The organism is Streptomyces sp. NPDC048002, from assembly GCF_040653275.1.
Classification (GTDB): domain Bacteria; phylum Actinomycetota; class Actinomycetes; order Streptomycetales; family Streptomycetaceae; genus Streptomyces.
Genome location: NZ_JBEZNL010000024.1, coordinates 1 through 13,919 on the forward strand (window position 1 = coordinate 1; position 13,919 = coordinate 13,919).

Below are 13,919 nucleotides of genomic sequence, written 5' to 3' on the forward strand. Positions count from 1 at the left end.
CCAGAAGGGCGTCCAGGTTTGTCTTCACACACTGACCAACGGGCGCCCTTCGCCATGGTCGCGACCAGCACACACATCGGACTCACTCATCTAGGTCCTGCCGTGGGGCGGACCCCACGGACCCCGCGGTGGTGAGATCGGCCGTACGAAGCGTCCCCGCACGGCGCTTCGTACGGCCTCCGCGTCATTCCCGGCCGGCACGCGCGCGTACCTGATCGGTCATCTCGCGCCGGTAGCCGGCGTACGCGGCCCGCAGCGACGCGCCCGGCCAGTCGGCGGGCAGCAGCGCGGGCGGGAGAACCGGATCGGCCAGCAGATGGCGCACGGCGGCGGCGAACACGGTGAACCGGTCCGCCGGGCCGTCCGCCTCGCCGATCCGGGCCAACAGGGTCCGCGCCGTCCGGGCCCAGTCGTCCAACGGCCACAGGGTGCCCGCCAGTTCACGTGCGGGGGTGGCCGGACGCGCGGTCCAGTGCTGGGCCACCGGGCCGAGGTCCGCCGGGAGCGGGCGGGCGAGGTTGGCCGGGCGCAGCCAGACGCCCTCACGGACTTCGGCCAGCCGCAGGGCGGCCAGCCGGGCGCGCAGTTCGGCCCGCTCCGCGGGGCCTCGGCCCGTCGCGGTGATCACGGCCATCTCCCAGTCGCCGTCCCACGCGCGCGTGCGGGGACGCACCGCCTCGTCCTGGCGGCGCCGGCGTTCCAGCAGCCGGTCGCTGAGCCGGTAGACGGTGTCCGCCCGATGCAGATCACCGGCGGCGACCATGCGGCTGAGCGCGGCCCGCACGGTGGACCCGCCCACCCCGAAGGGCTCCACACCCCGCACGAGGTCCCTGACCGGCAGTTCCGGCGGATCGCTGCCCAGCAGCAGGCTCAGCACGACCGAGCGCGCGGACAGCGGGCGCAGAACGGGCTCCCCCGCCTCCGCCGTCTGATTCGTCCGCATGGGCACGTACTGTACGGCGCCGATCTTGATGTTGCACCATTGCTGCGGTCGCAGCGGAAGTGCAACACTCGCCGTATGGTCCAGACACCCGGGTACGCGCCCTACGCCACGCACGACGTCACCAACCAGCCGCCCTTCCTCGCCCCCTACGACGCCTCCGAGGACACCGCCCTGCTCGAAGGGCTGCGCCGGGAGGGCGCCGGATGGGCCGAGGACGACATCCGGTGGCTGGGCCGTACCGCGGGGGGCGCGGCCGCCCAGGAGTGGAGCGAGCAGGCGAACCGGCACGAGCCGGAGCTGCGGACGCACGACCGGTACGGGCGGCGGATCGACGAGGTCGAGTTCCACCCGAGCTGGCACGACCTGATGCGGGTCGCGGTCTCCGAGGGCCTGGCGGCGGCGCCCTGGGCGGAGGACCGGGCGGGCGCCCATGTGGCCCGTTCGGCGCGCGGGCTGGTGTGGGGGCACACCGACGCGGGACACGGCTGCCCGACGTCGATGACGTACGCGGCCGTGCCCGCCCTGCGCGCCCAGCCCGAGCTGGCCAAGATCTACGAACCCCTGCTGACCAGCAGGGAGTACGACCCCGGGCTGCGCGTGCCGACCGAGAAGCGGGGGCTGCTCGCGGGCATGGGGATGACCGAGAAGCAGGGCGGCTCCGACGTCCGGACCAACACCACCGTGGCCACGCCCAGCGCCGAGCCCGGTGTGTACACCCTGCGCGGCCACAAGTGGTTCACCTCGGCGCCCATGTGCGACGTCTTCCTCGTGCTGGCACAGGCGCCGGGCGGGCTCTCCTGCTTCCTGGTGCCGAGGATCCTCCCCGACGGCACCCGCAACGCCTTCCGCGTCCAGCGCCTGAAGGAGAAGCTCGGCAACCGCTCCAACGCCTCCTGCGAGCCGGAGTTCGACGGGACCGTGGCCTGGCTGGTCGGGCCCGAGGGCCGGGGTGTGAAGACCATCATCGAGATGGTCAACTGCACCCGGCTGGACTGCGTGATGATGTCGGCGGCGCTGATGCGCAAGACCCTCGTCGAGGCCGGCCATCACGCCCGCCACCGCAGCGCGTTCGGGGCGCGGCTGGTCGACCAGCCGCTGATGCGCAACGTTCTGGCCGACCTGGCGCTGGAGTCGGAGGCCGCCACCACGCTCACCCTGCGGCTGGCGGGCGCGGCCGACCGGGCGGTGCGCGGGGACGCCGGGGAGGCGGCGTTCCGCCGGATCGCCACCGCGGTCGGCAAGTACTGGGTGACCAAGCGCGGCCCGGCGTTCACGGCGGAGGCGCTGGAGTGCCTCGGCGGCAACGGCTACGTGGAGGAGTCGGGCATGCCCCGCCACTACCGCGAGGCCCCTCTGCTGTCGATCTGGGAGGGCTCGGGGAACGTCAACGCGCTCGACGTGCTGCGGGCCCTCGGGAAGGAACCGGCCGCCGCTCAGGCGCTGTTCGACGAACTCGCCCTGGCCCGGGGCGCGGACGCCCGGCTGGACGCGGCCGTGTCCCGGCTGAAGTCCATGTTCACCACGGCCTCCGAGGCCGGCGCACGACGGCTGGTGGAGCTGATGGCCATGGCGCTCCAGGCGTCCCTGCTGGTCCGGCACGCCCCGCCGGCGGTGGCCGACGCCTTCTGCGCGAGCCGTCTCGGCGGCGACTGGGGGCACGCCTTCGGCACCCTGCCCGACGGCGCGGACCTCGGCGCCGTCCTGAACCGTGCGCTACCGGACTCCCCGTGACCGGATCGCACACAGTTACCCGCTGATTCCTCCCCGTTGTCGGTGCCGTGGTGCAGACTCCGAAGCAGGTGGCGCTCTCTGGGGAGGATCAGGTGTTCACGGGGATCGACGAGGTCGACTGGGCCTCGATGCGACATGCGTACGGCAGTGCCGAGGACGTGCCCGGCCTGCTGAGAGGTCTGGCCTCGGCGGATCCCGCCGAACGCGAGTCCTCGCTCGACGGACTGTACGGCGCCGTGCACCACCAGGGCGACGTGTACGACTCGACGCTCGCCTGCGTGCCGTTCCTGTTCACGCTGGCGGCGGCCGAGGAACTGCCGGACCGCGGCGCCGTGGTGGAACTCCTCGTCAGCATCGGCGGTGAGGCGGGCGCGGGTGACGCCCCGGCCGCGGTGCGGGCGGGCGCCGAGCTGTTCGGCCGGCTCACCGGGGACCGGGACGTGGGGGTGCGCCGGACCGCTCCCGGCGCGCTCGTGCGGTTCCTGGACGAACCGGCCCGCGTGCTGGACCTGTTACGGGAGCGGATCACGGTGGAGCGGGACGACCGGGTCCTTCTCGCGCTCACCGAGAGCCTCGGCCTGTACACCCGGAGGCACCCCGCGCACGCCGACGCCGCGGTGGACCTCCTGATGGCGCAGAGCACCCCGCCCTACGGGCCGGAGCTGCGGCTGGCGGCCCTCGGCCAACTGGCCGCCTGCGCGCCCGACCGGATACCGGCCGACCTCGTGCCCACCGCCGTGCGGCTGCTCCAGGAGCGGTCCGAGCGGCGGGACCGGCCGCCGGTGGCGTGCGCGGGCGGGCACACCGACACGCTCGTCGGACGGCTGCGCAGACTACGGCCCTCGGACGAGGCCGGCTCGCAGCTGCTGCGCACCCTGCACCAGGCGCTGGACTCCCGGGTGACCGACCGGATCGCCCTGCTGGTGGGGCAGTTGAGCAGCCCGGACCGGGCGGACCGGTGCAACGCGGTGTGGATGTCCAGCGGGTTGTTCCGTACCTGGCGCGCCGACTACCGCCGGCCGGTGGCGCTGATCGGGGCTCAACTGGGCGAGGACGACGACCGGTTGCGGGAGGCGGCGGTGTCCGCGCTCAAGCCGCTGTTCGCGCTGGCGGCCCCGGCGGCCGACGGACTGCACGCCCTGGTGACCGCCCGCCCCGAGCTGTGGGTGCGGCAGTGGGAGCACGGCGCGCCGAGCCTCGGCGATCCGCTCACCGCACTGGTCCGCTGCGGGGACGCGCGGGCCCTGCCGGTCCTGGGCGAGGTGCTCGCCGGGGCCGTGGTACCGCACGACCTCGGCCATGAGGTCGCCGGACTGGGCGCGGCCGCCCTCCCCCTGGCCCCGGCGCTGCGCCGCCGCCTCGGATCCCTCGCGCTCGACGCCCCCGGCACCCCGGCGCGGGCGATCCCCCTGCTGCGGGCGCTCGTGGCGGCCGGGGACTCCGATGCGGCGGCGGAGACACTGCGGCTGCTGAGGGGCGCCGGTGCCCCCGGCCGGGACCTGCTCGTGGAGCAGGCGGCCCGGGCCCTCGGCTCATGGCGGTCCGCAGAGGCCGTCCCGGTCCTGCGGGGCCTGCTGGACTCGCCGCACGCGGTCGCGGCGGCGGCGGCCCTGTGGTCGGTCGAGCGGGACGCCTCCGCCGTACTGCCCGTCCTGCTCGGCGCGTTGACGGCCCCCGAGGCCCGCCAGTGGGAGACGGCCGTGGGGGCGCTGGGCCGGCTGGGGCCGCGGGCCCACGACGCGCTCCCGGCACTGCGCCGCGTGGCGGAGGCCGCGGGACCCCCGGGGCGCCGGGCCACGGCGGCGTACGCGAGGTGGCGGATCGACGGCGACACGGACGCCTGCCACGCCGTACTGCGCCCGGTCTGGGAGGGCGGCCCCCGGCTGCGCCGGCCCCTGGCCGGGTGGCTGCGCGCGATGGGGCCGGCCGCCGCGCCCCTGCGGGACCTGGTGGCGGCCGAACTCGCGGCGCCGAAGCGCCACACGGCCACCTCCGACGGCTACGCCAGCCATGACATCGCCCACGACGAGGAGTTGCTGGACCTGTGCCGGGAGGTGCTTGGCGAGTCCTAGGGCCGCGGCGGGTCGCTTCCCCCCGGAAGGAGCGGTGTCACGGGAGGGCGGGGTCGTCCGTGTGGGGCGGCTCAGCCCGTCCGTGTGGGGCGGCTCAGCCCGTCGTGCTGCCCCACAGGGGGCCGACGCGGGCCCACTCGGTGTCCCACCGGTCGATGCGGCGCTGTTCCATGCGGTCGCGCAGCGTCCGGCCGGTCACGAAGGGCACCGTCGCCGCGCCCATCCCCACCAGGCCGCCGGTGAGGCCCGCGCGCAGGCGTGCCTGGGTGGCGGTGGCGGGCCGGGTGACCAGGCGGCCGGCCGGATCCGTCCAGACGGTGACCGTCGCCCCGGCCACGCGGTCCGGGTCCACCCGGGCCTGCCCGGTGCGGGAGGAGCCGTCGGGGGCCGTCCACCGCACCCGCGCCCACTGGTTCCCGTCCCCCGCCGGGGGCTCCTGATCCGTGAGCCTGGCCTGTACGGGACGCCACTCGGCGCGCTCACGGGCCAGGGCCCGCTCCACGGATCGCGCGGTCGCCAGTCCGACGGCCACGCCCACAAGGACGGTCAGCGCCCAGGCCGCCACGAGCACCCAGGTCTCCATCGCGTCGGCACGGCGCTTGAGGGGATTGCGTCGCCAGCGCCACAGCCACACCCTCGGACCTCGCACCGCCATCGCCGGGTTCCTCCTCATGAGCACGCCGAACAGCCGGACCGCCCTCCCATACGACGGACGGGCGGCCGTTGCTCACGGCCGCCGCGGGTTCCCGGCGGGCGGACGGCCCGCGACCGGTGGACATCGGGCCGCCCCGGCCGTCCTGACCTGCGGCGGAGCGGCTTCCAGAGGTGACTGTCAGTGGCGGGGTGCAGACTGGCCGGTGTCTGGGACAGAGACGTCGCGGAGGTGATCGGCATGACCGAGGTACTGCTCGCAGTGGGCACCCGCAAGGGCCTTTTCATCGGGCGGAGGCGAGGTGGTGACTGGGAGTTCGACGAGAGCCCGTACTTCAACGCGCAGGCCGTGTACTCGGTCGCCGTAGACACCCGGGGCGGGCGTCCGCGGCTGCTGGCCGGCGGCGACAGCGCGCACTGGGGCCCGTCCGTCTTCCACTCCGACGACCTGGGCCGCAGCTGGACCGAGCCGGCCCGGCCGGCCGTCAAGTTCCCCAAGGACACGGGGGCTTCGCTGGAGCGGGTGTGGCAGCTGCACCCGGCGGCGGCCGAGCCTGACGTGATCTACGCGGGCACCGAACCGGCCGCGCTGTACCGCTCGGAGGACCGCGGGGAGACCTTCGAACTGGTCCGCCCGCTGTGGGAGCACCCGACCCGCTCCCAGTGGGTGCCCGGCGGCGGCGGGGAGGGCCTGCACACGGTGCTCACCGACGCGCGCGACCCCCGGTCGGTCACCGTCGCCGTGTCGACGGCCGGCGTCTTCCGCACCACGGACGGCGGCGCGAGCTGGGCCCCGTCCAACTCCGGTGTCTCCGCGGTGTTCCTGCCCGACCCCGACCCCGAGTTCGGCCAGTGCGTGCACAAGGTGGCCCGTGATGCGGCGGACCCAGACCGGATGTACCTGCAGAACCACTGGGGCGTGTACCGCAGCGACGACGCGGGGGCCACCTGGACGGACATCGGCGAGGGCCTGCCGTCCACGTTCGGCTTCGCGGCGGCCGCCCACCCGCACCGCGGTGACACGGCGTACGTCTTCCCCATCAACGCCGACGCCGACCGGGTGCCCGCCGACCGGCGTTGCCGTGTGTTCCGCACGGGGGACGCCGGAAGGACCTGGGAGCCGCTCTCCTCGGGGCTCCCGCAGGGCGACCACTACGGCACGGTGCTGCGCGACGCCCTGTGCACCGACGACGCCGACCCCGCCGGGGTGTACTTCGGCAACCGCAACGGCGAGGTGTACGCCTCCGCCGACGACGGCGACACCTGGCGGCAGTTGGCCTCGCATCTGCCGGACGTGCTGTGCGTGCGCGCCGCGGTGGTCGGATGAACCGCACCGGGTCGCCCGGGTCGCGCCGCGGCCTCGGCCACCGGTTGATCTCCGTGCCGTGTACGGCAGTAGTGTGACGCCCGTGGCACCACGACCCTTGCATGAGATCGTCGAACCGGGCTGGGCCGAGGCCCTCGCACCGGTCGCCGGACGGATCGCCGAGATGGGCGACTTCCTGCGCGCGGAGATAGCCGCGGGACGCACCTACCTCCCCGCCGGCGCGCACGTACTGCGCGCCTTCCAGCAGCCGTTCGACGAAGTACGCGTCCTGATCGTCGGACAGGACCCCTATCCGACCCCCGGACACGCGGTGGGCCTGTCGTTCTCGGTCGCGCCCGAGGTGCGTCCGCTGCCCGGCAGCCTGATCAACATCTACCGCGAGCTGCACACCGACCTCGGGCTGCCGCAGCCGTCCAACGGCGATCTCACGCCCTGGACGCGGCAGGGCGTCCTGCTGCTCAACCGGGCGCTCACCACCGCCCCGCGCAAGCCGGCCGCCCACCGCGGCAAGGGCTGGGAGGAGGTCACCGAACAGGCCATCCGGGCGCTCGCCGCGCGCGGCAAGCCGCTGGTGTCCATCCTGTGGGGCCGCGACGCCCGCAATCTGCGCCCGCTGCTGGGCTCGCTGCCCTCGGTGGAGTCGGCACACCCCTCCCCGATGTCGGCCGACCGCGGCTTCTTCGGCTCGCGCCCCTTCAGCAGGGCCAACGACCTGCTCATCGGCCAAGGCGGCCAGCCGGTGGACTGGCGCCTGCCGTGACCGGCGAGCGCGGGCTCCTCGCCGTCGACTCGGGCGGTTCCGGACTGCGCGTGGTGGTCGGCACCGCCGAGCGGGGGGTGCTGGGGCAGCGGGAGTCCCGCGAGCCGGTGCGCACCGGGGCGGGCGGTATCGACCCCGGACATCTGATGCGTCAACTGGTGCCGATGGTCCGCGAGTTGACGGCTGAGACCGGCATTGGCGCGTTGACCGCGGGTGCCGTCGGCGCCGCCGGGCTCGCCACGCTGGGTGACGCCCTGCGGGCGGAGCTGCCGGCCGCGCTGGAGCGGGAGTTCGGCCTCGGCAGGGTCGCGCTGGCCGCCGACGCGGTCACCGCCTACGTCGGCGCCCTCGGCACCGGTCCCGGCGCCGTCGTGGCGGCCGGCACGGGCCTCGTCGCCATCGGCACCGATCTGACGAGCTGGCGCCGCGCGGACGGCTGGGGCCATCTGCTCGGCGACTGCGGCGGCGGGGCCTGGATCGGCCGGGCCGGTCTGGAGGCGGCGCTGCGCGCGCACGACGGACGGCCCGGCGGATCGGCCGCCCTGCTCGCCCGCGCCGAGAAGGCGTTCGGCCCGGTGTCCGGGCTGCCCGGGCAGCTGTACCCGCGGCCGGACCGGCCCGCCGTCCTCGCCTCCTTCGCCCCGGACGTCGCCGCCCTCGCCGGGCAGGACCCGGTCGCCGGGGCCATCTGCCGTGCGGCGGCACGGCACATGGCGGAATCCGCGGCGGCGGTCTGCCCGCCCGACGGCGCACCCCGGGTGGCACTCACCGGAGGACTGCTCAAGACGGGGGACGCGCTCCTCGTCCCCCTGGAGGAGGAGTTGGCCGAGCGGCTGCCGCACGCGCGCCGGGTGCGCGCCGACGGAGACCCCCTGCTGGGAGCGGTGCGGATCGCCACCGAACTGGCGTCGGGGGACATCGCCCTGCCGAGTGACAGTGCGCTGCTCACCGTGGTGACCAGCATGGGAGTCTGATCGGCCGGGCCGCCCGGGTCCGCAACGCGCGTAACTCATCAGACAAAACCGGACGGATACCGCTCACCTGCACCCTCCCCGAACAGGGGAACCCCGGAAGCCAGTAACATGCGGCGCCATGAGCTCCCCCACTGGGCCCGCCGGCCTGCCCGTACGAATGCCGCGACCCCGTCAGCCCGGTCGGCACCGCCGTCCCGAGCCCCTGGCCGCCCCCGAGGGCGCGCCCGCGCTGGTTCTCGCGGTTCCGGGCACACCGGGCGCCGCCACCCGCAGCCTCGCCGAGGAGGTCGTGAGCATCGCCCGCTCCGAGCTGCCCGGCCTCGACGCCCGGATCGGGTACCTCGACGGGGACGACTCCGAGTTCCCCACGCTGCAGTCCGTGCTCGCGCACACCGCCCAGGAGCGCACCGCACGCTACGAGCAGGCCGTCGCCGCCGGCGTGGAGGCCAAGGAGCCCGACGGCCCGGTGGCCGTCGTCGTGCCGCTGCTGGCCGGCCCGGACAGCGCCCTGCTGCGCCAGATCCGCCAGGCGGTCATGGAGAGCCGTGTCGCCGCCGATCTGACCGACGCGCTCGGCCCGCACCCGCTGCTCGCCGAGGCCCTGCACGTGCGCCTGTCGGAGGCCGGTCTCGCCCGCGCCGACCGCGCCCGCCTGTTCACGGTGGCGACCGCGGCGGACGGCATCATCCTGGCCTCCGTGGGGGGCGAGGAGGCCGTCCAGGCGGCCGGTATCACCGGCATGCTCCTCGCCGCCCGGCTCGCCGTGCCGGTGATGGCCGCGGCGCTCGACCAGGAGGGCTCGATCGCCTCCGTCGCCGAGCAGCTGCGCGGCTCCGGTTCGCAGCAGCTGGCGCTCGCCCCGTACCTGATAGGGCCGGAGATCGAGCCGGCGCTGATCGAGGAGGCGGCCAAGGAGGCGGGCTGCTCCGCCGCCGAGGCGCTGGGCCCCTACCCGGCCATCGGCAAGCTGGCGCTGGCCAAGTACACCTCGGCGCTGGGCATCGCCCCCCAGCAGCCGCAGCAGGGCGCGCCGGTCCGCTGAGGCCCGGCACGCCCCCGGCACGACGAGAAGGGCCCGCTCCGCGCAGGAGCGGGCCCTTCGTCGTCCAGGGGCGGAAGGCGCGCCACCATCGGACGGGCCGCGCCCGTCCCGCTCAGCCGATGACCACGCAGGAGGCGGCCGCGACCTCCAGCGAGCCGCCGTGGCGCGGGAGGCCGGAGGCCGGGTCCACCGTGAACCAGGCCACGTCGCCGGACCGCTCGTTGGCGACGTACAGGCGGCCGCCGGACTCGGTGAGGTCGCGCGGCCAGTGACCCCGGCAGGGCACGGTGCCCAGCAGCCGCAGCGTCTCGCCCTCGACGGCGAACGTGGAGAGGACGTCCTCGCCGCGGGTGGCGGTCCACAGGAAGCGGCCGTCGGGCGAGACGGCGATGCCCGACGGATAGGCGTCGCCCGCCGGAGCGCCCGGCAGCACCGGGATCTCCGTCAGCGGCTTCAGGGAGCCGTCGGCGGCGTCCCAGCGACAGGCGGTGACCGTGGGGGTGAGTTCGTTCAGCACGTAGGCGCGGGCGCCGTCGGGGTGGAAGGCGAGGTGCCGGGGGCCGGAGCCGGGGCGCAGCGCGTACTCGCCGTGCAGGTCGAGGCGGCCCTCGGTCAGTGTGCACACCCGTACCGAATCGGTGCCGAGATCCACACTGACGGCCCAGCGTCCGCTCGGGTCGGCCTGCACCTGGTGGGCGTGCGGGCCCTGCTGGCGGGGCGTGTGCGGGCCCGAGCCGGTGTGCGCGAGGACGCTCGACGCGGCGGGCCCCAGCGAGCCGTCGGGGCGCAGCGGGACGGCGCTGACGCTTCCGGAGCCGTAGTTGGCGGTGAGGAGGTGCCCCGCGTAGAGACCGAGGTGGGTGGGCCCGCGGCCCGCCACGGGGGTGGGCGGGCCCAGGGGCTCCGGCCTGCCGCCGTTCACCCGGTACGCGGCCGCCGTGCCCTCGGTCGTCTCGCTGACGGCGTAGAGCGTGCCGCCGTCCGGCGCCAGGGCGAGGTAGGAGGGATCGGGCAGGTCGTCCACGCCGCCGAGGACGGCCAGCGCCCCGCTGTCGGCGTCCACCGCCGCCACCACGATGCCCGCGCCGCCGGCCGCCGTGAACGAGCCGATGAAGGCCCTCCTGCTGCCCCTGCCTGCCACCGCTGTCCCCTCTCCGTCGGGTGCGTCCGGAGGCGACGGTAGCAGTCGATCAGTTGCGGTCTAGACCACGTCGCCCCAAGCGGAGGGCGCCCGGTCGATGAGTTCCCGCCGTGTCCGGAGTCTCTTCCGGTGACCGTCGCAGGAGCACCCGGCACCTGCCCGGACCGACACACCCCCGGAGGACTTCATGACGACCGCGCCCGACGATCCGGCCGCCGCCCTTCCCGGCCGCCCGCCCGTCGTCGACCTGGCCACCTGGCAGACCGCGCGGGACGAACTCCTGGTGCGGGAGAAGGCGCACACCCGGGCCGGCGACGCCCTCGCCGCGGCCCGGCGCCGGCTGCCGATGGTGGAGGTGGACAGGTCCGTGGAGGTCGTCGGACCGGACGGCCCGGTGCCGTTCCTCGACCTGTTCCAGGGACGCGAGGAGCTGCTCGTCTACCAGCACATGTGGTACGACGGCGCGCCGCACCAGGGCCAGTGCGAGGGCTGCACCAACGCGGCCTGGAACCTCAGGGACTCGGTCTACCTCAACGCCCGCGGGGTGTCGTTCGCCGTGCTGACCACGGGGCGCTGGGCGGAGGTGGCCGCGTTCGTGGAGTTCATGGGCTACACGCAGCCCTGGTACTCGGTGCGGGGCGTGGCCGGTCCGGTCGGCGGCGACATGGGATACCTCGCCTGCTTCCTGCGCGACGGCGACCGGGTCTTCCTGACCTACTCCACCACCGGACGCGGCAACGAGGTCGCGAACGCGGTCTTCGGTCTGCTCGACCTGACCCCGAACGGCCGGGGCGAGGCGTGGGAGGACAACCCGGAGGGCCGGCCCGAGGGGCGCCACGCGTGCTGGTACTGGCGCACGGACGTGGACGGCGCCCCCACCTGGGCCCCCACCAGCCGCCCCGTTCCCCAGTGGACCCGTCCGGGCGCGACCCCCGAGGAGTCGCTCGGCCGGACCGGTCCGCACCACTGACGGAGGGAGGCTCAGGCCCCCACGAGCGGTGACCCGGAAGGGGTCCGCAGGGGCGTCGCGAGTTCGGCCAGGGCCCGCTCCAGGCCGTGCAGGTGGGCCAGGGCGGGCTCGGCCGCCGCCGGGGACTCGGCGGGCCGCGCGGGCTCGTCCGCGGTGTTCCCGGTGAGCGCCTCGACCGCCGCCTCCACCCGCCAGCAGGCCGCCGCGAGACGGGCGTCGTGCGAGGCGACCGGGTCGGCGGCCACCGCGACCAGGCCGCGGATCTCGCGGGCGCAGTCGTCCAGCAGCGCCAGCACCCGGCGGGCGCGGCGCTTGCGGGCCGGCATCGGGTTGAGCGGGTGGACCAGCGGGGCGATCGACAGCCGGACCCGGCCGAGCAGGGTCTCCAGTTCGGCCACGCGCGAGGCGGGGTCGGCGGTCGGGGAACCCGCCAGCCGGGCGGCGGCCTCGGCGGTCGCCGCGTGGACGCAGCGCAGGGCCCGCTGGATCCACGCGTCGGTGACGGCGTGGGTCGTCACGGGCAGCACGAACAGCACGGCGAGCACGGCACCCAGCGCCCCCACCCCGGTCTCGGCCAGCCGCAGCGCCAGCAGCGCGGGATCGAGGACGCCGAGCAGACCGTAGAGGAGACCGGCGAGGAGGGTGACGCAGAGCATCATCCAGGTGTACGAGACGGCCGCCGTGTAGAAGATGCCGAAGACGCAGACGGCGAGGATCACGGCGGTGGGGAGCAGTGCCCCGTCCAGCGGGATCGCGACGACGAGGCCCAGACCGATGCCGAGCACCGTGCCGAGGACCCGCCGGAAGCCGCGGACCAGGGTCTCGCCGCGCGAGGTGGTGTTGACGAACACCCACCAGGTCGCGCCGACGGCCCAGTACCAGCGCTCCCCCGAGACCAGCTGCCCCACCACGAGGGCGAAGCCGGCCCCCGCGGTCGCCTGGACGGCCTGGCGGGTGGTCACCCGCGCCAGTCCGGTGCCGCCCGGTGCGGCGGGCACGGGGGCGGCGGGGACGCGGCGCTCGTAGCACCACAGTCCGAAGCGGACGGCGAAGGCGGTGAGGAGGGAGAGCAGCAGGGAGGCGTACAGCTCGGGGAGATGGCTCGGGGTCGCCTGGAGGAACTGCGCCACGAAGTACGTCATGAACGCGAAGACACCGAGGCTGTGGCCGCGCGGGCCCCAGCGGCGGGCGTACACGCCCGCGCCGACGACCGCGAGGAAGGTGAGGTCGCGGGCGAGCGGCTGGTCGTGGAGTTCGGCGGCGGCGGCGAGCACCGGCAGGCCGACCAGCGGCAGCAGCGCGGTGGTGACGGCCTGGCCGCGGACGGTGGCGTCGGTGACGGTGAACAGGGCGAGCAGCGCGGCGAGGCCGCCGGTGACGGCTCCGAGGAGGGAGTGACCGGCCTGCCCGCACACCACGACCGCGAGGCCGATGCCGAGCACGGCCCGCGCGGCGAAACGCAGCCGCGTCCGGCCCGGGTCCGGCGCCACGAACACCCTCTTCAGCAACTGCTCCCCGCCCCTTCGAACCGGCATGAAAAAGGCGCCGCGGGGTCCGCAGCGCCATCGACGGCTCCATGAGAGCATCCCTTCGGCTCCTGGCTCAAGCGATGCCCGGACCACTGGTCCATTGGCCCAACCCGCGCGGCCCCGACCAGGCTGCTGACGAGCCAACGGACCACGGGCCGCGGCCCACGCCGGTGCCGTCGGGCTGGACCATTGGTACAGTTCTCGAAGATCACGACGGATGAGGAGGCGCCGGTCGCCGTGGCCGTGGACGAGCTGGACACCCGCATCCTGCGCCTGCTGCTGGAGCAGCCGCGCACCAGCGTGCGCGAGTACGCCCGGGTGCTCGGCATCGCCCGCGGCACCCTCCAGGCGCGGCTCGACCGGCTGGAGCGGGACGGCGTGATCACCGGCACCGGGCCCACGCTGTCGCCGGGCGCCCTCGGTCATCCGGTGCTCGCGTTCGTCCACATCGAGGTGACCCAGGGCCACCTCGACGACGTGGGCGACGCGCTGGCGGCCGTACCGGAGATCGTGGAGGCGTTCTCGATCACGGGCGGCGGGGATCTGCTGACCCGGGTGGTGGCGCGGGACAACGCGCACCTGGAGGACGTGATCCAGAAGCTGATCAGCCTGCCGGGGGTGGTGCGGACCCGGACCGAGGTGGCCCTGCGCGAGCGGGTGGCGCACCGGCTGCTGCCGCTGGTGGAGTCGGTGGGGCGCTCGGCGCGGCAGTGATGGTGTTCGCACTGCTCCGTTGAGACGGCGTCCACCTGTCCGCTGAGACGGCGCCGACCGGTCCG

The 13,919-nt window shown here is 75.2% G+C and carries 12 protein-coding genes; 8 read left to right on the top strand and 4 right to left on the bottom strand.

Features of this window, described 5'->3' with window-relative positions:
* Nucleotides 1-184: 184 nt before the first annotated feature.
* The gene (locus AB0E07_RS25920) at nucleotides 185-943 is read right to left on the bottom strand and encodes a PaaX family transcriptional regulator C-terminal domain-containing protein (RefSeq protein WP_362256752.1); all 759 of its coding nucleotides are present in this window, start codon (nucleotides 941-943) and stop codon (nucleotides 185-187) included.
* Between the two features lie 75 nt (nucleotides 944-1,018).
* Between AB0E07_RS25920 and AB0E07_RS25925 the strand changes: the two genes are divergently transcribed.
* The gene (locus AB0E07_RS25925; protein ID WP_362256755.1) at nucleotides 1,019-2,674 is read left to right on the top strand and encodes a DNA alkylation response protein; all 1,656 of its coding nucleotides are present in this window, start codon (nucleotides 1,019-1,021) and stop codon (nucleotides 2,672-2,674) included.
* A 92-nt stretch (nucleotides 2,675-2,766) separates the two neighbouring features.
* Nucleotides 2,767-4,746, top strand: coding sequence for a HEAT repeat domain-containing protein (locus AB0E07_RS25930; RefSeq protein ID WP_362256758.1), 1,980 nt, complete (start codon nucleotides 2,767-2,769; stop codon nucleotides 4,744-4,746).
* A 94-nt stretch (nucleotides 4,747-4,840) separates the two neighbouring features.
* Here the strand turns inward: AB0E07_RS25930 and AB0E07_RS25935 are convergent, their stop codons facing one another.
* Nucleotides 4,841-5,401, bottom strand: coding sequence for a hypothetical protein (locus AB0E07_RS25935; RefSeq protein ID WP_362256761.1), 561 nt, complete (start codon nucleotides 5,399-5,401; stop codon nucleotides 4,841-4,843).
* 237 nt (nucleotides 5,402-5,638) lie between these two features.
* Between AB0E07_RS25935 and AB0E07_RS25940 the strand changes: the two genes are divergently transcribed.
* The 4 genes from AB0E07_RS25940 (at nucleotide 5,639) to AB0E07_RS25955 (ending at nucleotide 9,500) form a co-directional block, all read left to right on the top strand.
* A complete protein-coding gene (locus tag AB0E07_RS25940) occupies nucleotides 5,639-6,724 on the top strand; it encodes an exo-alpha-sialidase (protein ID WP_362256764.1) in 1,086 nt (361 codons plus the stop codon).
* Nucleotides 6,725-6,806: 82 nt separating this feature from the next.
* On the top strand, nucleotides 6,807-7,484 hold the full coding sequence (locus tag AB0E07_RS25945) for a uracil-DNA glycosylase (RefSeq protein ID WP_362256767.1): 678 nt from the start codon (nucleotides 6,807-6,809) through the stop codon (nucleotides 7,482-7,484).
* The gene (locus tag AB0E07_RS25950; RefSeq protein WP_362256770.1) at nucleotides 7,481-8,458 is read left to right on the top strand and encodes a BadF/BadG/BcrA/BcrD ATPase family protein; all 978 of its coding nucleotides are present in this window, start codon (nucleotides 7,481-7,483) and stop codon (nucleotides 8,456-8,458) included. The genes AB0E07_RS25945 and AB0E07_RS25950 overlap by 4 nt, the downstream gene beginning before the upstream one ends.
* A 118-nt stretch (nucleotides 8,459-8,576) precedes the next feature.
* Nucleotides 8,577-9,500, top strand: coding sequence for a hypothetical protein (locus AB0E07_RS25955; protein ID WP_362256773.1), 924 nt, complete (start codon nucleotides 8,577-8,579; stop codon nucleotides 9,498-9,500).
* 112 nt (nucleotides 9,501-9,612) lie between these two features.
* On the opposite strand, the gene AB0E07_RS25960 is transcribed toward AB0E07_RS25955, so the two are convergent.
* A complete protein-coding gene (locus AB0E07_RS25960; RefSeq protein ID WP_362256776.1) occupies nucleotides 9,613-10,641 on the bottom strand; it encodes a lactonase family protein in 1,029 nt (342 codons plus the stop codon).
* Between the two features lie 187 nt (nucleotides 10,642-10,828).
* Here AB0E07_RS25960 and AB0E07_RS25965 point away from each other — a divergent pair, with 187 nt between their 5' ends.
* The gene (locus AB0E07_RS25965; protein ID WP_362256779.1) at nucleotides 10,829-11,611 is read left to right on the top strand and encodes a DUF899 family protein; all 783 of its coding nucleotides are present in this window, start codon (nucleotides 10,829-10,831) and stop codon (nucleotides 11,609-11,611) included.
* Between the two features lie 11 nt (nucleotides 11,612-11,622).
* Here AB0E07_RS25965 and AB0E07_RS25970 read toward each other — a convergent pair whose 3' ends face one another.
* Nucleotides 11,623-13,119 (bottom strand): FUSC family protein, encoded by a 1,497-nt coding sequence (locus AB0E07_RS25970; protein WP_362256781.1) that lies wholly within the window; start codon nucleotides 13,117-13,119, stop codon nucleotides 11,623-11,625.
* Nucleotides 13,120-13,377: 258 nt separating this feature from the next.
* Between AB0E07_RS25970 and AB0E07_RS25975 the strand changes: the two genes are divergently transcribed.
* The gene (locus tag AB0E07_RS25975; RefSeq protein ID WP_362256784.1) at nucleotides 13,378-13,854 is read left to right on the top strand and encodes an Lrp/AsnC family transcriptional regulator; all 477 of its coding nucleotides are present in this window, start codon (nucleotides 13,378-13,380) and stop codon (nucleotides 13,852-13,854) included.
* Nucleotides 13,855-13,919 lie beyond the last annotated feature (65 nt).

Bases quoted from the DNA above. Each gene is read 5' to 3' on its own strand.
- AB0E07_RS25920 (WP_362256752.1), bottom strand. From the start codon at position 943: ATGCGGACGAATCAGACGGCGGAGGCGGGGGAGCCCGTTCTGCGCCCG.
- AB0E07_RS25925 (WP_362256755.1), top strand. From the start codon at position 1,019: ATGGTCCAGACACCCGGGTACGCGCCCTACGCCACGCACGACGTCACC.
- AB0E07_RS25935 (WP_362256761.1), bottom strand. From the start codon at position 5,401: ATGGCGGTGCGAGGTCCGAGGGTGTGGCTGTGGCGCTGGCGACGCAAT.
- AB0E07_RS25940 (WP_362256764.1), top strand. From the start codon at position 5,639: ATGACCGAGGTACTGCTCGCAGTGGGCACCCGCAAGGGCCTTTTCATC.
- AB0E07_RS25955 (WP_362256773.1), top strand. From the start codon at position 8,577: ATGAGCTCCCCCACTGGGCCCGCCGGCCTGCCCGTACGAATGCCGCGA.
- AB0E07_RS25965 (WP_362256779.1), top strand. From the start codon at position 10,829: ATGACGACCGCGCCCGACGATCCGGCCGCCGCCCTTCCCGGCCGCCCG.